This window comes from Mucilaginibacter lappiensis, from assembly GCF_900155965.1.
GTDB classification, from domain to species: domain Bacteria; phylum Bacteroidota; class Bacteroidia; order Sphingobacteriales; family Sphingobacteriaceae; genus Mucilaginibacter; species Mucilaginibacter lappiensis.
In genome coordinates this window covers 122,776-147,098 of sequence record NZ_FTMG01000004.1, presented here as the reverse complement: position 1 = coordinate 147,098, position 24,323 = coordinate 122,776, and the positions used below count along the sequence as shown (strand labels likewise).

Annotated in this window: 22 protein-coding genes; 14 read left to right on the top strand and 8 right to left on the bottom strand. The window is 40.2% G+C overall.

The genetic code is table 11. The features are described from left to right. The first annotated feature begins 81 nt into the window (after positions 1-81). Positions 82-1,413, top strand: coding sequence for an MFS transporter (locus BW976_RS10205; protein ID WP_076373075.1), 1,332 nt, complete (start codon positions 82-84; stop codon positions 1,411-1,413). Positions 1,414-1,571: 158 nt separating this feature from the next. Beyond that, entirely contained in the window at positions 1,572-2,648 is a 1,077-nt protein-coding gene (locus BW976_RS10200; protein WP_394333014.1) for a M20 family metallo-hydrolase, read from the top strand. Positions 2,649-2,749: 101 nt separating this feature from the next. On the opposite strand, the gene BW976_RS10195 is transcribed toward BW976_RS10200, so the two are convergent. Beyond that, a complete protein-coding gene (locus BW976_RS10195) occupies positions 2,750-3,466 on the bottom strand; it encodes a ZIP family metal transporter (protein ID WP_076373073.1) in 717 nt (238 codons plus the stop codon). Then, positions 3,466-4,029: a phosphatase PAP2 family protein gene (locus BW976_RS10190; protein ID WP_076373071.1), complete on the bottom strand. Its 564-nt coding sequence runs from the start codon at positions 4,027-4,029 to the stop codon at positions 3,466-3,468. The genes BW976_RS10195 and BW976_RS10190 overlap by 1 nt, the downstream gene beginning before the upstream one ends. Before the next feature lie 306 nt (positions 4,030-4,335). On the opposite strand from BW976_RS10190, the gene glmM reads away from it, so the two are divergent. The 4 genes from glmM to BW976_RS10170 all read left to right on the top strand — a co-directional run bounded on the left by glmM (position 4,336) and on the right by BW976_RS10170 (position 8,136). Next, positions 4,336-5,718 (top strand): phosphoglucosamine mutase, encoded by a 1,383-nt coding sequence (gene glmM / locus BW976_RS10185; protein ID WP_076373069.1) that lies wholly within the window; start codon positions 4,336-4,338, stop codon positions 5,716-5,718. A 99-nt stretch (positions 5,719-5,817) separates the two neighbouring features. Beyond that, entirely contained in the window at positions 5,818-6,954 is a 1,137-nt protein-coding gene (locus BW976_RS10180; protein WP_076373067.1) for a cysteine desulfurase family protein, read from the top strand. A 429-nt stretch (positions 6,955-7,383) separates the two neighbouring features. Then, positions 7,384-7,872, top strand: coding sequence for a hypothetical protein (locus tag BW976_RS10175; protein ID WP_076373065.1), 489 nt, complete (start codon positions 7,384-7,386; stop codon positions 7,870-7,872). A 39-nt stretch (positions 7,873-7,911) separates the two neighbouring features. Further along, complete coding sequence (locus BW976_RS10170; RefSeq protein ID WP_076373063.1) at positions 7,912-8,136, top strand: hypothetical protein; 225 nt, start codon at positions 7,912-7,914, stop codon at positions 8,134-8,136. Between the two features lie 77 nt (positions 8,137-8,213). Here BW976_RS10170 and accD read toward each other — a convergent pair whose 3' ends face one another. Further along, positions 8,214-9,059 carry an acetyl-CoA carboxylase, carboxyltransferase subunit beta gene (accD, locus tag BW976_RS10165; RefSeq protein ID WP_076373061.1) on the bottom strand — a complete coding sequence of 282 codons (846 nt, stop codon included), beginning with the start codon at positions 9,057-9,059 and terminating at the stop codon, positions 8,214-8,216. A 218-nt stretch (positions 9,060-9,277) separates the two neighbouring features. Between accD and fbaA the strand changes: the two genes are divergently transcribed. The 4 genes from fbaA (at position 9,278) to BW976_RS10145 (ending at position 12,030) form a co-directional block, all read left to right on the top strand. Then, positions 9,278-10,357, top strand: coding sequence for a class II fructose-bisphosphate aldolase (gene fbaA / locus BW976_RS10160; protein ID WP_076373059.1), 1,080 nt, complete (start codon positions 9,278-9,280; stop codon positions 10,355-10,357). Between the two features lie 95 nt (positions 10,358-10,452). Next, a complete protein-coding gene (locus BW976_RS10155) occupies positions 10,453-10,965 on the top strand; it encodes a low affinity iron permease family protein (RefSeq protein WP_076373057.1) in 513 nt (170 codons plus the stop codon). Then, a complete protein-coding gene (locus BW976_RS10150) occupies positions 10,925-11,356 on the top strand; it encodes a GNAT family N-acetyltransferase (protein WP_076373055.1) in 432 nt (143 codons plus the stop codon). The genes BW976_RS10155 and BW976_RS10150 overlap by 41 nt, the downstream gene beginning before the upstream one ends. Before the next feature lie 74 nt (positions 11,357-11,430). Continuing rightward, complete coding sequence (locus BW976_RS10145) at positions 11,431-12,030, top strand: hypothetical protein (RefSeq protein WP_076373053.1); 600 nt, start codon at positions 11,431-11,433, stop codon at positions 12,028-12,030. 111 nt (positions 12,031-12,141) lie between these two features. On the opposite strand, the gene BW976_RS10140 is transcribed toward BW976_RS10145, so the two are convergent. The 5 genes from BW976_RS10140 to BW976_RS10120 form a co-directional block, all read right to left on the bottom strand. Next, positions 12,142-12,918: a DNA-formamidopyrimidine glycosylase family protein gene (locus tag BW976_RS10140; protein ID WP_076373051.1), complete on the bottom strand. Its 777-nt coding sequence runs from the start codon at positions 12,916-12,918 to the stop codon at positions 12,142-12,144. Between the two features lie 53 nt (positions 12,919-12,971). Next, on the bottom strand, positions 12,972-13,856 hold the full coding sequence (locus BW976_RS10135) for a helix-turn-helix domain-containing protein (RefSeq protein WP_076373049.1): 885 nt from the start codon (positions 13,854-13,856) through the stop codon (positions 12,972-12,974). Beyond that, positions 13,853-14,479: a pyridoxamine 5'-phosphate oxidase family protein gene (locus tag BW976_RS10130; RefSeq protein WP_076373047.1), complete on the bottom strand. Its 627-nt coding sequence runs from the start codon at positions 14,477-14,479 to the stop codon at positions 13,853-13,855. Before BW976_RS10130 ends, BW976_RS10135 begins: the two co-directional genes overlap by 4 nt. Before the next feature lie 83 nt (positions 14,480-14,562). Beyond that, positions 14,563-15,117: a carboxymuconolactone decarboxylase family protein gene (locus tag BW976_RS10125; RefSeq protein ID WP_076373045.1), complete on the bottom strand. Its 555-nt coding sequence runs from the start codon at positions 15,115-15,117 to the stop codon at positions 14,563-14,565. 113 nt (positions 15,118-15,230) lie between these two features. Then, on the bottom strand, positions 15,231-16,289 hold the full coding sequence (locus BW976_RS10120) for a winged helix DNA-binding domain-containing protein (protein ID WP_084192150.1): 1,059 nt from the start codon (positions 16,287-16,289) through the stop codon (positions 15,231-15,233). 400 nt (positions 16,290-16,689) lie between these two features. Between BW976_RS10120 and BW976_RS10115 the strand changes: the two genes are divergently transcribed. From BW976_RS10115 to BW976_RS10100, 4 genes are all read left to right on the top strand, one after another. Next, the gene (locus tag BW976_RS10115; protein ID WP_076373041.1) at positions 16,690-17,943 is read left to right on the top strand and encodes an ElyC/SanA/YdcF family protein; all 1,254 of its coding nucleotides are present in this window, start codon (positions 16,690-16,692) and stop codon (positions 17,941-17,943) included. Positions 17,944-17,993: 50 nt separating this feature from the next. Then, the gene (locus BW976_RS10110) at positions 17,994-18,872 is read left to right on the top strand and encodes a hypothetical protein (RefSeq protein ID WP_076373365.1); all 879 of its coding nucleotides are present in this window, start codon (positions 17,994-17,996) and stop codon (positions 18,870-18,872) included. Positions 18,873-19,247: 375 nt separating this feature from the next. Continuing rightward, the gene (locus BW976_RS10105; protein WP_076373039.1) at positions 19,248-22,637 is read left to right on the top strand and encodes a SusC/RagA family TonB-linked outer membrane protein; all 3,390 of its coding nucleotides are present in this window, start codon (positions 19,248-19,250) and stop codon (positions 22,635-22,637) included. A 20-nt stretch (positions 22,638-22,657) separates the two neighbouring features. Beyond that, entirely contained in the window at positions 22,658-24,190 is a 1,533-nt protein-coding gene (locus BW976_RS10100) for a RagB/SusD family nutrient uptake outer membrane protein (RefSeq protein ID WP_076373037.1), read from the top strand. The last annotated feature ends 133 nt before the right edge of the window (positions 24,191-24,323 follow it).

The following is a 24,323-nucleotide window of genomic DNA, read 5'->3' as shown; positions in this document are numbered from 1 at the left end:
GAGATTAAACGATTACCACGATTTCGGATATGATCAACCAAATTCTCTTACATTTATAATCAGATACGCTTACCGCAACCTATGAAAGAAGAAACCAAGGACACTCCATCCATCAATGAATCCAAATCCATACCCAAAACAACCACCGGGCGCATTAAATCAATCATTGGCGGCTCGTTAGGTAACCTGGTGGAATGGTACGACTGGTACGTGTACACCGCGTTCTCCCTCTATTTTTCTGATGCGTTTTTTCCTTCGGATAACCAGACTGTACAGCTTTTGAATACGGCGGGCATTTTGGCCATCGGCTTTCTGATGCGCCCCGTAGGTGGCTGGCTCATGGGCACTTTCGCCGATAGGTATGGCCGTAAAAAAGCATTAACCGCGTCGGTATTATTGATGAGCGTAGGTTCGCTCATTATCACGATAACGCCAGGTTTCCGCACAATTGGCGTGGCTGCACCGTTAATGCTGGTACTTGCTCGCATTATACAAGGCATAAGCGTAGGCGGCGAATACGGTACCAGCGCTACCTACCTGAGTGAAATGGCGGGCAAAAAACACCGGGGCTTTTATTCCAGTTTTCAATATGTAACGTTGATCATGGGCCAACTGATGGCATTAGCTGTGCTGATTTTACTGCAACGCGTTTTTTTAAGTGAACAGCAATTGCACGACTGGGGCTGGCGAATTCCGTTTGGTATCGGCGCATTTCTGGCGGTGATCACCATGTACTTAAGACGCAGCCTGCAGGAATCGGCCTCTTTTACCAATGAAAACAGTAAATCCAAATCGGCGCAGGGCACTTTAAAGGCTTTGGCTAAACATCCTAAAGCGGTGTTTACGGTAATTGGGTTAACAGCGGGCGGCACGCTCGCTTTTTATACGTTTACCACTTATATGCAAAAATTCCTGGTGAATACTTCGGGTTTCAGCAAAAGCAGCGCTTCCCTGATATCAACCCTTACCATTGCCATATTTATGCTGCTACAGCCCGCGTTTGGCCTGCTCTCTGACAAAATAGGCCGTAAGCCGCTCCTTATTGGTTTTGGGGTATTAGGCACGCTTACCACTGTACCCATCCTGACGCTTTTAAGCGAAACCAAGGATGTTTGGGTAGCTTTCGCGCTGATATTATGCGCGCTGATCATTGTAAGTGGTTACACATCAATCAATGCGGTTGTTAAAGCCGAGCTTTTCCCGGCCAACATACGTGCCCTTGGGGTAGGTTTTCCCTATGCTATAGCCGTGTCTATATTTGGTGGTTCGGCAGAGTACATAGCGTTACTTTTCAAAAACGAGCATCACCAGCAATGGTTTTACTGGTACGTTACCGTCTGCATCGCGTTGTCACTGATTTTATACATTACCATGAACGATACACGCAAACATTCCAAAATAGAAGATGAATAATTTAGTATCAAGTAGTTAGTATCAAGTATCAAGACTGCTGCATTTGTTTTTACGGAGATTTCAAAAATCTTGATACTTGATACTAACTACTTGCTACCAAAACCTGATGCAGGTTTGAAGAAAAAAGTATTAATTTTGCCCGCTTACCATCATAGGATATGCCTACATATATGGCCAATAACAATAATCTATTTCAACAGGCAGTATCTTTACTGCAGCAATTGATATCCATACAATCGTTTAGTAAAGAGGAAGATCGCACAGCCGATCTGATCAATGAGTTTTTACAGCACCGCGGTGTGCAAACGCATCGTAAAATGAATAACATATGGGCTTGGAATAAGCATTTTGATGCCGCCAAGCCTACTATTTTGCTCAACTCACATCACGATACCGTAAAACCTAATTCGGGATATACCCGCGACCCATACGACGCTAAAATTGAAGATGGCAAGCTCTTTGGCCTGGGCAGTAATGATGCCGGTGGTTGCCTGGTATCGCTGATAGCAGTGTTTCTTTATTTTCATGATAAAGAAAATTTAAAATACAACTTTTGCCTGGCTACTACTGCCGAAGAGGAGATCTCTGGTGTAAATGGGCTAGAATTGATCATACCCGAATTAGGCAAACTGGATTTCGGCATAGTAGGCGAGCCTACTTTGATGCAGCTGGCTATAGCCGAGCGTGGCTTAATGGTGCTGGATTGCGTGGCCCATGGTCGCGCGGGGCATGCCGCCCGTGAAGAGGGCGACAATGCCATTTATAAGGCGTTAACGGATATCGAGTGGTTCCGCAGTTTCACATTCCCAAAAGAATCAGAAGTATTTGGGCCGATAAAAATGACGGTTACTATCATCAACGCGGGCTCGCAGCATAACGTGGTACCCGCCAGCTGTACATTTACGGTTGATGTAAGGGTGACCGATGCTTACCGCAATGAGGAAGTATTGGAGATCATCCGCCAGCATGTTATCTGTGATGTTAATCCGCGCTCTATCCGCTTAAAACCATCATCTATACCCAGAGAACATCCCATTGTGCAGGCCGGTATCGCTTTAGGCCGTACCACTTATGGTTCACCAACTACATCAGATCAGTCGCTGCTGGATATCCCATCCATTAAAGTAGGCCCTGGTGATTCGGCCCGTTCACATACTGCCGATGAGTTTGTTTTTGTAGACGAGATCAGGGAAGGTATTGATCTATACATTAAAATGTTGGAAAGTATTAATTAATGATGTGCAAATGTGCGGATTTCAGATGTGCAAATGAGTTTGTTTTCACAGATTTACATAGAGTTTTCATTTGCATATCTGCACATCTAAAATCCGCACATCTACAGCTCTCCCACAAAACCCGCCAAGGCTATAGCAACACCCAACAACACCGCGATCATTTTGCGCAGATTAAAGCGATGGTCGCTGCTCGATTCAAACAGGATGGTGGTGGAGATATGTAAAAATATACCAATAACCACCCCCATAATACGGTTAAAATAATGTTGTAAGTTACCTATATTTCCATTGCTGAGCGCGGTACTGAAGAAATAACCCGCGGGCGCCATCACGGCGAACAAGGCCACGAATAAGATTGTATTCTGTTTACTCTGCTTATTGGTTAACAAAACCGTAGCCAATGCAAAAGCGGCTGGTATGTGGTGCAGTGCAATACCATAAACCAACTGATTTTGGTTGCCTTGTGCCAGCGGCATCCCCTCCAAAAACGCATGCAGACAAAGACTAATCATTATTCCCACCGGGAAAATAGCCAGGTCATGCTTGGGTTTGTGCATATGACCATGTTCAATACCATCAGAGAACTGCTCCAGGATGATCTGGAACAAAAAGCCCGCCAGTATAAAAACACCAACCCAGTTATCATTACCATGATAGGCATCCGGTATTAAATGCAGCACGGTAATACCAAACAGGTAAGCGCCGCTGAATGATAATACCAGCTTAAGAGTTTTATGATTATCACCCTTAAAGAAAAACACAGAGGTGCCGCCAAAGAAGGCACAAAAGAATAGCAAACAAATTTTCCAGACAGACATTAAAAAGCAGGTTGTAATTTTTTAAACAGTAAGGCGAATAAACCACCCACCAATGCACCATAAATGGCGCCGCAGGTAACATCCACCGGGAAATGCACCCCTACATATACCTGGGCAAAACTGATAACACCGGCCCAGAGTATGGCCCAAAGCCATATCCAGCGCCATTTTCTGAAAAATACAAGGCTCAGAAAAATAGCCATGGCAAAATGATCGGTAGCATGGGTAGAGGGGAAGCTATAACCTGTTCCACAGGGTACACGACTGATGTCTGTTTGCGAAACAATAGGGTCGCGGCAGGGGCGCAATCTTTTTACATTATATTTGATGATACTGGCGCTGGTAAAATCGGCAAAGCCCGCGGTGATAGCCAGCAATACGATGATGATAGCACCCGTTTTTTTATAACGGTATATACAAAAACCTATGATGAACAGATACAACGGAATCCAGAATTTAGGATTGCGCAGCAAAGGCATGATCCAGTCAAAAAACGGGTTCGACAGATCGTGGTTAATAAAATAGAATAAATGCCGGTCGAGTTGTAATAGATGTTCAGGCATTGCCGTTTGTATGTTATGGATAAAAGCCGCATTGATATGAAGCCGCAATTAGGCAGCAAAGTTATCAATTACTTTAAAACAACATTGATGCGGTACGGCTAATACCGCTAAATAAACGGATAATTTACAATCAAAGTACATAATGTAGCTTTGTTGCATTTACAATTGCATTTTAAAAGCAGGCTATCACAAACGTTTGCGTGAAAAAAGTGACTTATAAATCACGATCTACCTACAAATTGTACTCGTTTATACGCCGCTTATCATTTAAATATTTTTACTTTTGCCATTCAAAACCAAATAATTTTGACACTCATAAAATCTATTTCAGGGATCCGCGGCACCATAGGAGGTGCTGTTGGCGACGGTTTAACACCATTGGATATTGTTAAATTCACTTCGGCTTATGGTGCATGGGCTGTAAAAAAGTCAGGTATCAAAAAAATCATTGTCGGTCGCGATGCGCGTTTATCGGGTACCATGGTCAATAACCTGGTTATCGGTACCTTACAAGGTTTAGGTATCGACGTGATTGACCTGGGCCTGTCCACAACACCTACTGTAGAAGTTGCCGTTACCGGCGAGCAGGCAGCGGGAGGCATTATTCTTACTGCAAGCCATAACCCTAAACAATGGAACGCGCTTAAATTATTAAATGCTAAAGGCGAGTTTATAAGCGATGCCGATGGTAAAGAAGTACTGGAAATAGCCGAGAACAGCGATTTTGATTATGCTGATGTGAACGACCTGGGTAAAGTTACTCAAGACGATAGCTGGATGCAAAAACACATCGACCTGATATTGGCCTTACCGCTGGTTGATGTAGCAGCTATTAAAAAGGCCGATTTTAGTGTAGTGATCGACTGTGTAAACTCAACAGGTGGCATTTATGTACCAGCTTTACTTAAAGCCCTGGGTGTGAATACTGTTCATGAACTATACTGCGAGCCAGATGGTAACTTCCCGCATAATCCGGAACCATTACCAGAAAACCTGGTAGCTTTATCAAAAGAAGTAACTGCCAAAAGAGCCCATTTAGGCATAGCCGTTGACCCGGATGTTGACCGCCTTTGTTTTGTTTGCGAAGATGGTAACATGTTTGGCGAAGAATATACGCTGGTGGCCGTGGCTGATTATGTGCTGCAAAACAATAAAGGCAATACGGTATCAAACCTGTCATCAACCCGTGCCTTGCGCGATGTGACCGAAAAAGAAGGCGGTGAATACCACGCGGCTGCAGTAGGCGAGGTGAATGTGGTTAATAAAATGAAAGAAGTAAACGCCGTTATAGGTGGCGAAGGTAATGGTGGGGTAATATATCCCGAATTACATTACGGTCGCGACGCTTTAGTGGGTATCGCGTTGTTTTTAACCCATTTGGCTAAGTACGGCAAATCTATTTCTCAACTGCGTATGTCATATCCCGGTTATTTTATTTCCAAAAACAAAATAACCCTGACACCTGAAATGGATATAGATGCCCTTTTAACTAAAGTAGAGCAGAAATACAGCAAACAGCCGCACAGCACCATTGACGGCCTGAAGATAGAATTTGACAAAGAATGGGTACATTTGCGCCGGTCAAACACCGAACCCATCATCAGGATATACTCTGAAGGTAATTCGGAAACGGTAGCAAACGGCCTGGCAAACAAAATAATTGCCGACATAAAAGAAATATTAAAGTGAGTGGTGAACTGGGAGTGGTGAGTAGTAGGTTCGGATACTGCCTGAATCCATTCCAAAATCACTAATTCACTAATTCAATAAATCAATAATTGTAGAGAGATGCGTGTTTACTTTGATAACGCGGCCACCACACCGCTTGATCCGGAAGTTTTAAAAGAAATGTACAAAGTGATGGAGAACCATTATGGCAATCCTTCGTCTATCCATGCTCACGGTCGCGAAGCACGCACACTGATTGAACGGGCACGTAAAACCATAGCCGGTTTATTGCACACTTCACCTGCCGAGATATTTTTTACCTCAAGCGGTACCGAAGCCGATAATACAGCTATTCGCTGCGGTATTGTTGACCATAACATTACCCACGCCATTACCAGTCCTATTGAGCACCACGCGGTGTTACATACATTGGAAGCGATGGAAAAATCGGGTGTTATCAAACTAAGCTTTGTTAATGTAGACAGCAAGGGCAATGTTGATTATGATCACCTGGAAACTTTATTGAAAAACAATGAGCGCAGTTTTGTATCGATCATGCATGCCAATAACGAAATTGGCACCCTGTCTGATATGATCCGCATCGGCGACCTTTGCGAAGCATATAACGCCATTTATCATTGTGATACGGTACAAACCATGGGTCATTATCAACACGACTTGAGCAAGCTGAAGGCACACTTCCTGGTTTGCGCAGGCCACAAGCTGCATGGGCCAAAAGGTGTGGGCTTTTTGCACGTGAATCACCGCATTAAAATAAAACCATTTATTTATGGCGGCGCCCAGGAACGTAACATGCGTGGCGGCACCGAAAATATTTATGGTATAGTGGGCATGGCCAAAGCGCTTGAACTGGCTTATGCCGAAATGGAGCAGCACCGTAAACATATACAGGACCTGAAAACTTATATGATGGGTAAACTAACAGACCAGATACCGGGTGTTAGCTTTAATGGCGAAACCGATCCGGAGAAAAGTTTGTATACAGTATTAAACGTAGCATTCCCGGAAATGGAAATGGGGGATATGCTATTGTTTAACCTGGATATTGCCGGTATTTCGGCATCAGGTGGCAGCGCCTGCAGTTCCGGTACCGATATTGGCTCGCATGTGCTTACAGCTATTGGAGCTAGCTCATCAAAACCATCCGTAAGGTTCTCGTTCTCCAAATACAGCACTAAAGAAGAAGTTGATTACGTTGTTGCTAAAGTTCGTGAACTTTGCCCCGTGAACGCGTAATTTCCCAATTTCATTACTAAGATTTCCTATAATTTTAGTATATTTATGTAACTCGCAGCCCGATTGCCTTTTCAAGGTAACCGGGCTGTTCAGTTAAGGACAAAACCAGGCCCAAAACCGACCGCTTGGCACGTAGTTGTTTGACAATAAATAAATTAATACTTTTTAAAGCTTTAAAAATCACTTAAAACCGTGTTGAAATTTGTTAAAAAGTGTTAAAATCGATGGTTTTGAATGATTTTTGACCCGTTTTTGGCCTGTTTTCGTATCGAAAAGTGTTAAAATTAAAGGTTTAAAAAGTTTTAGAGAGGCTAGAAAATTCCCTATTTAAAATTTCTTTTATAGAAACAAATTATCCTATTTTGATAATATAAAAAACAATATCACTTCCCGATTGGTTTATCAATTAACCACTAAATTGAAAAACCTATGATAACTAATAAAGAAGAAGCCTGGGATGCCCGGGATAATAATCGTAACAATTCCGACCATACCAGCAACTCTTTCTCACGCCAAAACGAAGATGTCTTTAATAGCAACGAATTGGATGACGATGAGCTGAAAGAGGATGAGGATGCTTATACTAATGATCTGAAACCCACGTTTAATCAAAAAGACCTAAATAATGAGGATGAGGAATATGATCGCCCCGATGAAGTTCCGGAAGAAGACAATGATAATGAGCTACCTGAAGAAGGTCAAATAAAAAAAGAAGGCTCAGGCTATTATAGCCAACCGGAAGTTGATCAGCCCATGCGTGGCGCTGATACTTCATACAGCGAAAAAAACGACGTAACACCACCAAACAAAAAGGAGTTCCCATCCGAAGGTCCCGCTAAAACCGACTTCGAAAGCCGTCCACAAGGCCGTACCACCGGCCGTATGATAGGCCACGAGCCGGGTACTGAGGGTATCTAATCAATACTTTGATTATTTATAGCATAGGAGGATAAGACGATGAACAGCTATTTAAGACCTGGCACGAATCCGGGCAATAACAAAGGAGTAGGATCAACCTACCTGAATACTTATTCAGGCACCGTTCAAAATGAAAGATACATTGAAAAATATGGCCCTCACAGAGGTGATTTCAAGGTATTTCATATTGATGGCAGTTTCGCCGACCTTCCCGACCAACATGTGGAAGGTGGGGGTGCAAATGCTGGCGCGACAACCAAATAACCTATTGATTTCATTATAAACAGAAAAGGCTATCCAAAATGGATAGCCTTTTCTTAGGATTTAATTAAACGATATTTTTAATTAGCCATCATTTTAATAAATGAAGCCAGCTTTTCTTTCATTTCCCGGCGATCGACGATAAAGTCAAGAAAACCATGTTCCTGAACAAATTCCGCGGTTTGGAAACCCTTTGGCAAATCCTTTTTGATGGTTTCTTTAATAACCCTTGGGCCTGCAAAACCTATCAGCGCGCCTGGTTCAGCAATATTAATATCGCCCAGCATAGCATATGATGCAGTTACACCACCTGTAGTAGGATCCGTCAGTAAAGAGATGTAAGGAATTTTAGCCTGCGACAATAAAGCCAATTTAGCTGATGTTTTAGCCATCTGCATTAGCGAGAAGGCTGCTTCCATCATCCTTGCACCACCCGATTTAGATATCATCAGGAATGGAACTTTGTTAGCGATACAATAATCGATAGAACGAGCTATTTTTTCACCAACTACTGATCCCATAGAACCACCGATGAAATTAAAATCCATACAGGCAATAACCAGGTCTTGTCCGTCAATTTTACCTACTCCGGCGCGTATAGCATCCTTTAAGCCGGTTTTGAATTGAGTTTCGGTCAATCGGTCGGTATATTTTTTAGTATCCTCAAAATGCAGAGGATCGCCCGATGTGAGGTCAGGAAATAGCTCTGTAAATTCATTATTATCAAATAATACTGCAAAATATTCTTTTGAACCTATACGCAGGTGATAGCCACAATAGTGGCAAACATATTGATTTTCAACCTGCTCAGAATAATGTAGGGGTTTCTTACAATTAGGGCATTTATTCCAGATCCCATCGGGGGCTTCTTTCTTTTCCTCTGTAGTCGTAATTATCCCTTTCAACTCTCGTTTAAACCATGCCATATCTATGTCGAGCTCTTTCAATTGACTACAAAGAAACGAAAAATATTATAACAAGTAGTAAGTAATCCATGTTCAGTTTTATTTGTTAAAATATTTTTATCCAGCAAAGTGTATAAATTACAGTAAGTGAGTAGCTAAACGGTTAAATCGTAACAAATAATCAGATACTTATACTAAAACCAAGAAATTTTATAACTTCGAGGCCCAAATAAAAGCTCATGAATTTAAAAAATTATAAAGGTGTTCTGCACGGCGATCAGGTGCAGGAACTATTTGAAGTTGCTAAAAAGCATCAGTTTGCTTTACCTGCCGTAAACGTTATCGGTACCAATACCATTAACGCGGTTATGGAAACAGCAAAACAGGTAAACTCTCCTGTAATTATTCAACTATCAAATGGCGGCGCACAATTTTATGCTGGTAAGTCATTAGATAATTCAAAACTTCAGGCCTGCATATTAGGTGCGGTATCGGCTGCAAAGCATGTGCACTTATTGGCCGAGCATTATGGTGTGGCCGTGATTTTACATACCGACCACGCTGCCATGAAGTTTTTACCATGGATTGATGGTTTGCTTGATCATGGTGAAAAATTCTTTGCCGAAACAGGTAAACCTCTATTCTCGTCACACATGCTCGATCTTTCTGAAGAGCCTATTGAAGAAAATATTGAAATCTCGGCAAAATACCTGGCCCGTATGGCTAAATTGGGTATGACACTGGAAATTGAATTGGGTGTAACTGGAGGTGAAGAAGACGGCGTTGACAACTCTGATGTTGACAGCTCACGTTTATATACTCAACCAGAAGATGTTGCTTATTCATATGAGCATTTATCAAAAGTAAGTCCACGCTTTACGGTAGCTGCTGCTTTTGGTAATGTACACGGTGTTTACAAGCCAGGTAATGTAAAATTACAACCGGTTATTTTACATAACTCTCAGGAGTATGTGAAAAAGACATTTGGTTTAGCTGCCGAAAAACCAATCAATTTTGTATTCCACGGTGGTTCTGGTTCAAGTCAGGAAGAAATCCGCGAAGCTATTTCATACGGTGCTATCAAAATGAACATTGATACCGATATGCAATGGGCTTACTGGGAAGGCATCAAAGATTACTACAAATCAAAAGAGGCCTACCTGCAACACCAAATAGGTAACCCGGAGGGTGAAGATTCTCCAAACAAAAAATACTACGATCCACGCGTATGGTTACGTAAAGGTGAAGAAACCTTTGTAAAAAGGTTAGCCATTGCTTTTGAAGACCTTAATTGTGTTGATGTAAATAGCAAATTATAATATTCATCATAAACTAACAAAGCGCTATTACATTTGTTGTAATGGCGCTTTGTTGTTATAAGCGTTTCCCAACCTAATAAATTAAATTATAATGTATGGCAAAGACCGCTAAAAAAAAGAAGAATTTATTTGAGCGTTTTGCTAACTGGGCAACCATTGCCACAGGCAGCTCCGGGGCCTTTTTAACGGCTATTGCTGTTATTGTTGTATGGGGCATTACCGGACCTATATTTCATTATTCTGATACCTGGCAACTCATTATCAATACAGGGACTACTATCGTTACTTTCCTGATGGTTTTCCTGATCCAGAAATCACAAAACAAGGATTCAAAAGCCATACATTTAAAACTGAATGAATTACTGGCTTCGCACCAAGGTGCCAGTAACCGGATGGTGGATATTGAGGATATGAATGAAAAAGAACTTGACCAACTGCATAAATTTTACGTACAATTGTCAGAACTGGCCGAACGGGAGGATGATCTCACCTGCACGCACTCCATTGATGCCGCCGAAGAGAACCACAACGCTAAACTAACTATACTTAAAACCCAACCACATTATAATGCCCACAAACTCAAACTTAGAAGTAAGAAAAGTAACTGAGCAAACCGAGCTTGATAAAGTTTTTGCCGTAAGGCGCGAAGTGTTTGTAGTTGAACAAAACTGCCCGCCTGAATTAGAATGGGAGTTTGAAGATGAATCAACCCATTTTTTGGCAACTATTAATGGAGAACCAGCTGGAGCCTGTCGCTGGCGAAAAACAGATAAGGGCTATAAACTGGAACGCTTTGCCGTACTAAAAAAATTCCGCGGTCATGGCATAGGGCAGGCCCTGGTAAAAACTGTTTTGGATGATCTGCCTGCTGATGCGGAATATGTTTACATGCATGCTCAAACGCAGGCTGTATCCCTTTACGAACGGTTTAGTTTTGAAAAAACAGGTCCGGAGTTTGAAGAAGCCGGTATCTGGCATTATAAAATGATCAGAAAATAAAAGGCAATCAGCGTGCAACCAATTTGGAGCAGACTTCGTCTTCCTTTTATTAAACATCATTTATAAACTTTCTTATGATCAATTACTACTGCCTGCCTCTATCAAAAACTTTTAGATTACTGTTTACCTGTCTTATTTGTTTTACCGCGTTCAGTGGCCTGGCGCAGGATAAGACAAAAACGATAGGCCATAAATCCCGATCAGGAACAACCAATAATAGTTTTGGCGTAGTACAGGGCGCACAGGTAGGGATCCGAATGAATGCTGGTCATAGACCAGTTGAGTTATTAAAATTGAGTTTTCATGTCGACAATCTGGGCAAGGATACTATTCCGTTTAAGGTGAATGTATACGCTATGGGTGATAAATTGCCGCAAGGTGATAATCTGGTTAAACAAGAAATAAAGGGATCAATAATAAGAGAAAAAGATCCCAGTGGCCCTTTAATGAACAACCAGTTGATCAGTGTTGACCTTTCACCTTATAAAGTTGACGTTAAGGGCGATATCCTTATTTCTGTTGAATTTTTAAATACCATTCCCAATAAGTCTCTTGGTTTTTCATGCGGACTGCTCAATGGTGGCACTTATTATAAAAAGAACTCAGATACCGAATGGAAAAAAATACCCGTTGTCGGGGCTGATTTTAATGTACTGGTGAAAAAATTGAAATAAGATTATTAAATAACTTTGTCATTCTGAGCGTAGCGAAGAATCTATTATGCGTTATACATGTACATGAAGATATTCTTCGCCACACTCAGAATGACAAACCAGGTATACTAATTAAGTATACAATTCCTGTTCTTCCGTATAATAAGTTTTACGCGTACCTTCTTTCACTTTGATTTCCTCGCCTTTAGGGCTATGTGTCTTTTTTGAATTATGGATATACATAAAATCCCTGATCTCGCCGTTGATGATATCGGGGTTTGATTTAAGAATAGCTTTTTCAGCTTCTGTAAGTACGATGTGGATGGATTTAACCAGATCTTTTATCTTATCGCCAGGTAGTTTGTTACTTATGGAGAACGGGGATATACCCGCATGCCACAAGATTTCATCGGCATAAGCATTGCCAATACCCCGAATGATCTTTTGATCAAGCAAAACCGTTTTAATATTGGTTTTTGTTTTTTGCAAACGCTGGGTTAAATAATCAACACCAGCATCTTGAGATAAAGCATCGGGCGACTCTTTCTCCTCCGGATTTAAAGTAGGATTGGCTATCCCCTGGAAATCTGTTAATACCAAACCATTACCATCTGTAAAATGCAACTCAATAATGGGATATTTATGCTCGTTTTTACCTTCAAATAAAAATAGTTTACCATGCAACATCAGATGCAGACCGAGAACATCGCCTTTTGAAAATTTAAGATAAAGCTCTTTGCCTTCCCGATACACTTTATCCAGCTTTTGGCCCTCCAGCGTATCTTGCAGTTCCTGATGGCTTACGTTAAGTTTTTTAGCGTTAATAACAGCCGCTTGCTTAACTGTTTTTCCAGCTAATTTTTTGTCCAGGTTGTAACTAAAGGCTTGCAGATCGGGTAATTCAGGCATGATGATTACAGGTATTTAATATGAATACCAAATATAACAGGATAAGTTTTAATTTAAGCGCTTGCCCGACCATAACCAACAGTATCCCGGTATAATTGCGGCGACACATCGGCATTTGTTTTAAAAAACCTGCTGAAATAATACTCATCCTCATAACCTAATGCGTAAGCTATTTCCTTAATAGGTTTATTGGTTAAGTACAGTTCACGTTTGGCCTCAATAATAATGCGTTCGGCAATCAGGTTGCTGATAGTTTTATTAAAATGTGTTTTAGTAATGCGGGCCAACGATTTAGCCGATATATTTAACAGGTCGGCATAATCACTGGCGCTATGTTTGGTTTTAAAATGAGCTTCGATTGCATCCTTAAGATCCTGCAATATATAAGGTTCCTTGGCGTCTTTATCAAGCTCATACAAAATATCCTGCTGCTCTGTTTTTAAGCGGGAGGTGGTTATCAGGAAAATTTTAAGGTAAGAGATGAGTATTTCATACTGTGCGAGCGCTTTATTCAGCATCTCGGCTTTCATTTGTTCCAACAGTAAATTTAAGAGTGATTCATTTATCGTGTCAACCATTACATATGGTGGCCTGTATATATTATCAAATAAAATACCGCTGCATGATACTTCTTTATGATGTTTCAGGATACAAAAAAAATCGGGGTGAAACTGAATGGCTACACCCTTGATAGGCTGCTGCGCCAATAACATGAAAGGCTGATAGAGCGAAAAGGCAAGCATCCGTCCGGCTTCAAAGCTGTATTCAGAAAAATCTGATTTTAATATGCCAGATCCTTCTTTGATCCAAATAAGTGAGAAATAATTATGACGCTGCAAATGATCAAAGTGACTATTGTCATCAAACCAAAATAATTTGAAGGCGAGGTTCCCTTTTGGTTCATCAATCAGTGTAAATGTATTTTGCGTATTGCTCATTTGTTATTGGTAGTACTAGCTAATTGTGCTTTCAAATCGGCGTTTTCTTTTCTTAACTTATTGATATACTCGTGCTGAGCCATAAATTCGTCCTGAATCTCTTCCAGGGTATATCTTGGCGTTATATGTTGAGGGCAGTTCCAATCGTACGCTTTCACTTTAAACAATATTATTCTTTCGGCTTTAAATTTATAATCCTCAAGATTAAGCTTGTCATACAGCTCTGAATTACCTTCAATTGGGGGTATGGTGGCTTCGGCAAATATTTTTAACCGTGTCCTGGCAGCCTGATCAAGAAGGAATAACGCCGCTTTGTTATTAGTTACTAAATTGCCTGTTGAAATATATTGCTTGTTACCGCCAAAATCAATAAAGCCAAGTGTTTCCGAATCAACCACTTTCAAAAAACCTTTTGGCCCACCACGAAACTGAATGTAAGGATAACCACTTTCACTTATGGTCGACATATAAAAATTATCCTGACGGGCGATAAATTCTTCTTCGCTTTCTGTTAATCCATCAGTGTAACGATGTTCTTCCATCCGACCATAACTGGCACGGCTACCATAACGCTCCTGAAAATCTTTTACAGCATCGGTAAAAGCCATTTTTGGATAATTCATAACATTAGTTTTAGTAAAGTTAAACAATGCAGCAAAAGCCAAAGCATTTGCTGTTGACTTTTACTGTTAGCTGAATATGATCATTAAGCTTCAATTTCCTGTAGTGGTTTTGCAACCGGGAAATCAATTTCAGTATCGGCGGTATTATTAAAATAGTTAGTTAATATATTTAAGGCAACATGGCCAACTACTTCACCAATTTCACCATCTGACAATCCAGCTGCTTTTACAACTTCAACATCATTATCATTTACCAGGCCGTTTTTAGCGATTAATACATTAGCAAATTTTAGAACCGCGTCGGTTTTTGCATCGGTTGAATTTGCATGACGGGCATTGACAATGCTGTTGGTATCAATATGAACCAATTTTTCGCTGATATAAGAATGTGCCGATAAACAATAATCACAAGCGTTCGTCTCTGCTATTGAAAGCGCTAAAAACTCGCTGTTTTTTGCACCTAATAAGCCATGGGATAAGGTATTGTTCAAATCAAGGTAACCTTGCAGTAACGCTGGTGAGCTACCCATTGTACGCATCATGTTAGGTACTACGCCTAATTTACTTTGTATTGCACTAAATAATTCTTTTGTTTTACCTGTTGCTTCGTCAGGATTTATTGCTTTTAAACGTGCCATTGTTTTGTCTTTTTAGTTTGTCGTTATTGACAATACAAAGTTGCATACAAGCGCTTCGCTGTAACATGGATGAATTTCGTTAGTACATGGACAATTTTCCCAGCCATATGCTCTCACTTAAGAAAAAGAAATTTTCTGTATTGGGAAACTGCTGCTTCCACAGCTTTTTCCTGTGTTTTATTTAATGGGCCGAACAGATTTAAATGGACATCAACTGATTTAGTTTTGATTGTTCGTTTCCAGGTACCTACTACCTGATTATCGACCACTATTGCCGGATCAAAAATCACATGTCGCGCCTGTTTAAGATATTGGGGATTAATTAAAGCATCACGATCTTTATAGGCGATAGCAAACTCATCAAATGCCGGCAATAAATAGGCTTTTGTTTTTTGAGATAGCGTATCTGCCATGCTATTTGGCATCCAATAAGTACGCCCCTCAATTACGTGACTAATCAGTTGTGATTTGACTTGTTCAAGTCCTATGCCAGCATCAGTCACGGTTAAACCCGACCAGTTTGCAAAATCATGTAAAGTAGCAGGCCCACGACTATTAAAATAGCCAAGAGCCAGTTTGGCAAGCGCTTCTTCCTGGGTTAAAACCGGCGTTATGGGTGCCCGGTCATCAAGCAAGGCATACGTAAATTGTTTGCCAACTCTTCCGCCACTACATATTACCTGGTCTAACTCTGCTTTCATTAATAATAAGGTAAATCTAAGTTCATCACTAGCTATCCCTGCCTGCTCAAATACATTCACCAATTCCAAACGGGTAAGTTGTTTATTTCCGGCTAAAGCTTTTACCAATACTGCATTACTTTTAGCAAAAACATGGTCGGTGAGTTCAAATTTTTTGTTCATGGCTGCATTAATAGCATTAATGCGTGGCGCTGTGAGCGCAAGTATCCATCGTATATCCTGTGGCGAAATAAAATGCCATGTAGGTCGTAACAAATGGGTACGTAATATTTTACCATTCGTTATAGCTTGTTCTATAGCATCCTCGCTGACGTTATGCGTCCGCAAAGCTATCGCCCATTTGGCTCCTGCATAATCCTGGGCCTGCATAGCCACCATGTGCTTAACAACGTCTTCAGGTGCACTAAATTGAGGGTTATAAATTTGTTGGTTATAAATTCGTTGTGTAGCCATGTGGTTATTCTTCATCATGATTCCTGATAGATTCTAAAATTAAAACTAATGATTGGGAATGACAGCTGTTTGTCAGTAGCAAAAGATATCATTATTTATTTGAGATATTTTAACTTTACAGGCAGGGCTATTTTGTTAAAAAGTGGGTTTACATGGTTTACACAATTCATGGTTAACATTGATTTATACTACTTAAAATCAAGTAGTTAAATACAAAAACATCATATAATGTGTTAACCATCTTAGAGCAGAGCGAAGAATACCCAACAGGTTGATTATCAAAGCGATGTTTCATCGAACTTTATTTTATCATTTTCCTGAGGGCGCCATTTGTAACAAAGTCATAGCCAAAAGCCATCAAACACTATGTTTACTTTTACTTAATTATGGATTAATATAAAGGGGGTTATTTCACACCATGAAAAGAGAGCTTTACTCTATACTGCTTTTATTGATATTAAGCTTTACCGCTTTTTACACTTACGGCCAAACAGCAGACCAAAACTACAAACTGGTAGGCAGCAATTTTATACAGACCAAGAATTATTATCTGCTCACTTTATTTCAAAATAATGCCGCGGTAAAACAACTATTAAGCAACGATCCTGAACTGGTTAAATTAACTCAAACCCGGCTGGACAATATTAAATCGTCACTAACCACTTGTAAAGATCCATTGTGCTTTACACAAACCCTGAAGTTTAGTGATGATGAGATCAAAACCGTTAGTGACCGACTGACCAATTTGTATAAAACAGGTAATGTTCTGGACAATCTGGTAAAACAACATGTAATACCTTCTGGTACTTACCAGCAATTCAATAGCTTGTCGCCGGTTCAAATACTTGTTAATGCATGGGAACAAGATGCTAAAGCGGTTAACTATGCCATTGAAGTATATGCCGAAGGCCGTAAACCCAATTACCCGGCTATTGATTCTATCAGCTTTAATGTAAAAAACCGATCGTACCTTAACCTGGTTTATGATGCCTCGGCAACCATATGGGATGAAAGCAAAAATGAAAAGCTTTTTTTTGTACCATCCATGAATTACGCATTACATTGTCTGGAAATAAACGAAAGAGATGACGCGGCCAATGATGAACCGATGATCTCGGGAATTAATAAGAATGCTTATAACCGTGTAAAAACGATCAATTGGGCCAAATATAAATACACCCTGATTCTGATACCAGGAGCAGGTCCGGATGTTGAGGGGGTAGCTTTAAGTGCCGAAGGAATGTTGCGATGCCGGGTTGCAGCATTACGCTATTTTGAAGGATTGGCGCCTTTTATCATGACATCGGGCGGCAAGGTTCATCCGTATAAAACAAAATACTGTGAGGCGGATGAAATGAAAAAATATATGATAGAAAAATTGCATGTACCTGAAAACGTCATACTGGTTGATCCGCATGCACGGCATACCACTACCAATATGCGTAATTGTGCACGTATTATATTCCGTTATGGAATGCCATTCAGCAAGCCATATATTACTTCAACGGATAAATCACAAAGCTATTTTATATCAAACATGGCCGCCCGCTGTGAAAAGGAGCTGGGCTATGTGCCTTATAAGCTGGGTAAACGCTTATCAGATACCGAACAGGAATTTTATCCAACTATTGAATCTTTACGAATTGATAATGATGAACCGCTTGATCCATAGCAGGTCACTTTATCAGAGATACTATTTTTCGAACACATAAAAAGATGATCATGAAGAAATTATTTTTTACTTCAATAACTATACTATGCCTGGGATTTTTTGCATTCTTAAATAAAACGGTTGACATGACCATCGCCCGTACTATAACTATCGATTCATTGGGGGCCTGCCAGGGCATTTCTTATCAAAATGGACGGATATTTTTATATGGCGATCGTGAGGTAGGCATCATACGGGAATTTAAACTGGTAGGGGATAGTCTTACCTATATCAACAAAGAATACAAATTGACCCAAGATGGACAGGATGTGATCAACCATCCTACGGGTATAGCCTATAATGGAACCGGGCCCACTTTTATGGGAAATTCTATCCGTTTAAATAAAGAGGGCACCAAATGGAGGGCCGTAATTTATTGCATTAACTGGAAAGGGTTATTGAAAACCGGTACACTTGATGGTAATCTGATGAATACAATTGATGATGATGCCTGTATCCAGGGCACAAGACCTGAATATGTAAAATACAATAATAAGTGGTATGTAGCCACTGCGGATTATGGCAATAATGGCAACGAAATTAGGTTATACGATCCGGAAGTGCTAAGAGCAGCTTCTAAAACGAGCGAAAAGGGCGTATTATATAAAAAATTCACTTGTACCGCCTGGGTTCAAAACTTACATTGGATTGCCTCAAAAAACACGTTAGTCCTTATTCAAAATCAAAAGGAGGGTAGGATGTGGCGTTTTACTTATATAGATCTTAAAAAATCAATTGAAACAGGTACGCAACAAGTAATCAGAGAAATAAATATTGATGGAAAACAAGATGAGTTGGAAGGTTTTTCATTCTTAGGAGATGCTGGTAAAGGCATCGCAGTATCCTCTTCCCGAAAAAACAATGTAACCTTTACAAATACATCCTGGTAGATTTTCATATCTGCCTATTCAGTCTTCTCAATGTATTGGTACATTGTTCATAAACTTTGTATAGTTAATATAAACTTAACCTACAGGCATCATTGACTTAAGGTTATAGCACTAGATTTGGCTTTTTATTATCATATTTTCAATTATATTATTATTCTATTATGAAATAATAAATATTTTAGTTTAGTAAATCGATTTATTAATAATACTTAAAAAATCGCCTATGTAAAAACTGTTCTATTAAAAAAAATGAAATCGACGAAGACGAACCGGAGAATACCTCATATCCCACCGGTCTGTAATTAATTGTCAAATAACTGGAAAAGCGGTTGCAATGCTTTCATGAGTTACCATTAACAATCAATATTTAAATATATGTATAAAAAGATTACACGCAATCTTTTAAAAGGAAATCTTATAAAGATAAACGCTGTTTTAATTATAGTGTTTGCATTTTTACAACCCGTACATGCAAACTACAGCCAAGGAAGAATAATCAGTAACAGGTTTACTGAGACACCTGTAAAAATATCGGGTACCGTAGTTGATGAAAAAGGCTTACCCTTACCTGGTGTAAGCGTTTATGAAAAAAAATCACATAAAGGAACGGCTACAGATATCAACGGTAAGTTTTCTGTTACTGCAGAACCAGGAACAACATTGGTTTTTGCATTTGTAGGCTATACGAATCAGGAGATAGTTGTAGGCGAACATACTGAAATAACTGTTAAACTATTACCATCAACAAACATCCTGAACGAGGTTGTGGCTATCGGATATCAAACTGTACGTAAAAGCGATTTTACAGGTGCTATTGCCAGCGTTAAATCAGAAGAATTGAACTTAACCGCTCCAACAGTAGGTCAGGCGCTTGTGGGTAAGGTTGCCGGTGTACAAGTATCGCAGGTAACAGGAGCTCCTTATCAAAGCACCAAAATTAGTGTGCGCGGTGTTGGATCTATCAATGCCAGCTCTGATCCGCTGTATGTGATTGACGGTTACGCAGCCGGTAACGATCTATTTATCAATCCGGATGATATTGAATCCATAGATATATTAAAGGATGCTGCATCAGCAGCCATTTATGGTTCAAGAGCAGCTGGTGGTGTGGTACTGATCACTACTAAACATGGTTCAAAAGCAAATAGCAAGGGCAAATTTGAATATGATTACCAGGCTGGAATTAATCAACTGGCCAAAAAAGTTGACCTGCTAAACTCTGACCAATTTGCGCAATTAGTTATCGATGGTCGTAATAATTCATACCATGATCTTTGGATTACCACCGGTCATACCTGGAACGATGCCATGTACTCAGATAATAATGCAACGCGTATTGCCAATGTGGGTAATGCCGGTTCGGTGAGTGTTCCCCCTTACTTATACAACTTTCAAACGCAATCACTTATTCACCAAACGGTTAATACCGACTGGCAGAACGAATTGTATCGTAACGCTTTAACACAAAACCACAACCTATCATTTACCGGTAACTCCAATGGTACCAGCTATTATTTTAGTACGGGTTACCAGGATCAACCTGGTATTATGCTGGGTACCGGGCAGAAAAAGATAAACCTGCGTGCCAATGTGGATGGTCAAATAGGTAAAAGGCTTAAGGTTGGGGCCAACATATCCTTTACACAAACTACAAATCAGGAAACCCAGGATGGCCGATGGGATCATAGCCCGGCCTTTGGTGCATTAATCTATATGCCGTTTTTCCCGGCTTACAATCCAGATGGAAGTATAGCAACAAACGTAGCTGCAGCACAATCAACAGCCTATGCTTATCAATCTATCGAAAATCCAATTGCAACAGCTACGCTGATCAAAATAAACCGGGTTGGTGATCGTGCAACTTACAATGCGCATGCTAATTATACCATTTTGGATGGATTGACATTCAACGCTAACGTGGGCATGCAAACTTATGCCGAAAATTACAACTATTATTTGCCAACCAATATAAGTAATGGTGCAAACCCACCGGGTTCATCTCAATCCATTCAGGCAGCAAAAGCTGTAAGGCAAACCATTGATTATCGTGACCAATTAGGTGAGTTCACCTTAAATTATACTAAGCAATTAGGTAAAAATCACTTTGACGGATTGGTAGGTTATACAGCACAAAAAACTGTAAATAATGTACTTACAGTACAAGGTACAGGTTTCCAGAATGATAATGTACCTAATATAACAGGTGCTGCCCCAAGCCAGATAACCTTGATAACCAGTGGCGCTCCTGAGGGCGTACAACCAACTCAGGATCAAACTTATACGCTTTTGTCTTATCTTGCAAGGGTAAACTATAATTACGACAGTAAATATTTTCTATCCGCTTCATTCCGTACAGATGGTTCTTCACGTTTTGGTTCCAATAACCGTTACGCTTCTTTCCCTTCGGTGTCTGCCGGTTGGAATCTGTCTGACGAATCATTTTACCATGGTTGGCTGGGAGATCAGTCAACTGTTAAACTACGTGCAAGCTGGGGCTTGAGCGGTAATAATAACATTGGTAACTATAATACACAACGTGTATATAACACTCCTTCAAGCGTAGTATTTGGTACAGGAGCATTATCTCCAGCACTTACTGCGGGTCCTATTGCTGATGGTAGCTTAGGTTGGGAAAGCACTTCACAATATAACTTTGGTGCCGATCTTGGTTTACTTAAAGGTCGCCTGTTTTTGATCGCCAACTATTATATAAGTCACTCTTATAACCTGTTATTTAACCAGCCGATATCTGCAATTTCTGGTAGTTCAACTATCCTAACTAATTTAGATGGCGCAAAAGTAAGCAACAAAGGATTTGATTTTCAGATAGACGGCAAAGTAATAGCTCATAAAGATTTCACTTTAAATCTAAGTGGTAATATTTCTATCAACCGTAATAAAGTATTGGGCTTAAGCAGTAACAATACAATCATCAGCGCTGGAGCCGAACGTTCTTATCTGACCAGCATTACAGAATCCGGACAACCGATAGGTATGTTTTACGGTTATAAAGTGGGTGGTATAGTTACCCAGGCAGATCTTGCTAATATAGCCGCTGATAAAGCTAACTATAACCCAACTACACAATCTTATCCGGCAGGTTATAAAATTAAGGGGCCGCCTATTTCTACATTTTCAACCACCCCGTTACAGGCAGGTGATCTTTATTTTAAAGACGTTAACGGTGATGGCGTTGTTAATAGCAAAGATGCCGGTATTATCGGTAGCCCATATCCTAAGTTTACTTATGGTTTTGCAATTAATGTAACATATAAAGGGTTCTTCTTCAGTTCGGCATTTGCCGGCTCATATGGCAACCAGGTGCTTGACGGACAGGATTATTACCTGTACAACATGGAAGGTTCAGGTAACCAATATGAAGACGTAGCCAACCGCTACCGTAATGCTGCAGATCCTGGCGATGGTTCTGTTTACCGTGCGTCACGCGGTAGTACACAAAGTAACAGCACCAGGCTATCAACTTTTTATTTACAGAGCGGCTCGTTCCTGAGAAATACTAATACAACCATTGGCTATACCATTAAATCAGATTACATAACCCGTAATTTGGGTTTAAGCGGGCTTAAAGTATATGGTGCGGTAAATAACGGCTTTACCATTACCAAATACAAAGGCTATAACCCCGAGGTTAACTACAATTATACTTATAGCGGCTCACAAGGTGCAAACCTTTCACCTGGTATTGATTATGGTGTTTATCCTTTGGTGCGTTCATATAATCTGGGTGTTAAAGCCACTTTTTAATTACAATAATTCTTAAGCAAATGAAGAATATAAATTTTAAGTTATTATGCCTGGTGGCTCTATTGTCCCTTGGCTCATGCAAAAAAGATTTTTTGCAGCAAACTAACCCTGATGCCAATACAATTGCAAACTCTTTCAAAACAGAAAACGATGTACTGTTAGCTGTGAATGGCTGTTATGCATTACTAAGAAGTGGCAATACAGTAGGTGAGGGTAGTGACCTTTGGACAGATCAGCGTTCTGATGATACCGGCACCAACGACAATCAATCAAATGCCGGCGAACCTTTTGCTTTCAACAACTTTTCATTAACGCCTACTAATAGTTATTTGTATACACACTGGTTAGCTATGTATACTGTTATATCAAACTGTAATATATTATTATCCAATATAGATAAAGTAACCTTTGCAAAACCCGCCACCAAGCAACAGTACAAAGCAGAGGCCGAATTCATCCGCGCCTATATCTATTTTAGCCTAGTAAGAAAATGGGGCGATGTACCACTGGTTACCAAGCAATTAATTACTAAAGAAGATGTTGCAGCAAATACATTCCGTACACCTCAGGCTGCAGTATACACTCAAATAGTAGCCGACTTAAAAGATGCATTAAGCAGTCCGTTGCCAACCACTCAGGCTACGGGTACCATTGGTCGCATATCATTAGCAGCAGTAAATACCTTATTAGGGCAAGTATATTTAACTATGGCCACCACGCAGGATCCAGCCAACAAAACTGCTAACTTAAATAACGCCTTAACTAATCTTACTGCAGCATATAACGCTAAAACCTTTGCTAACTTAAAGGACATCCCATATACCGATGTATTTGATGTAACCAAAAAATCTACTTGTCCAGAATTGATCTGGCAAATTGTAAATATACAAGGCGATCCTATTTATAGTTCAAGTATAGCAGCTAATAACCAGGCTAAGGGTGAAACTATCAACTCTCAAAAATCATCAACTGGCGTGGGTAATAATGTAACACACGACTTGGTGAACGACTATGAAACCGGCGATGCACGCGGAACCTTCTCCATTAAATTTGCAAACGATGCAACAGTTAAAGACTGGTTCGTAACCAAGTTCAGGGACGTAAGTTCAGGTGCAGGTAAAAACGGTTATGGCGGAAATGACTGGATCCTGATGCGTTATGCCGATGTGATTCTGATGCTGGCCGAGGTAAATATGTATCTTGGTAATACTACAGTGGCTATCCAATATTTGGATATGGTAAGAGACAGAGCCGGAATGCCAACCTATGAGGTTTCTTCGCTGGATCAAAACTACAGTTCCAAATATCCTACACTTAAACTGGCTATATTACACGAGCGTCGTGTTGAGCTGGCTTTTGAGCACCATCGTTTATTCGATCTTTTACGGAGCTTTACTACCGATGAATTGGTAGTATACTTCCACAGCAAAAAGCAAGCTGATTTTGGTTCTGCTCTACTTTCAAATTTTACAACCAAAGACAGGTATTATCCTATACCATTTAATGAAACCAAATTAGACCCGGTTAAAATGTATCAAAACCCAGGGTATTAATTATACTCTTTACCTGATAACAAAAAAGGGGGCCTACAGCCACGAATGGTCGGAAGATTAAATCTTCCGACTTTTTTGTTATCAATCATTTTTTATAATGCCAAGTGAACTAGTTTTTTCATGCCTTCACAAC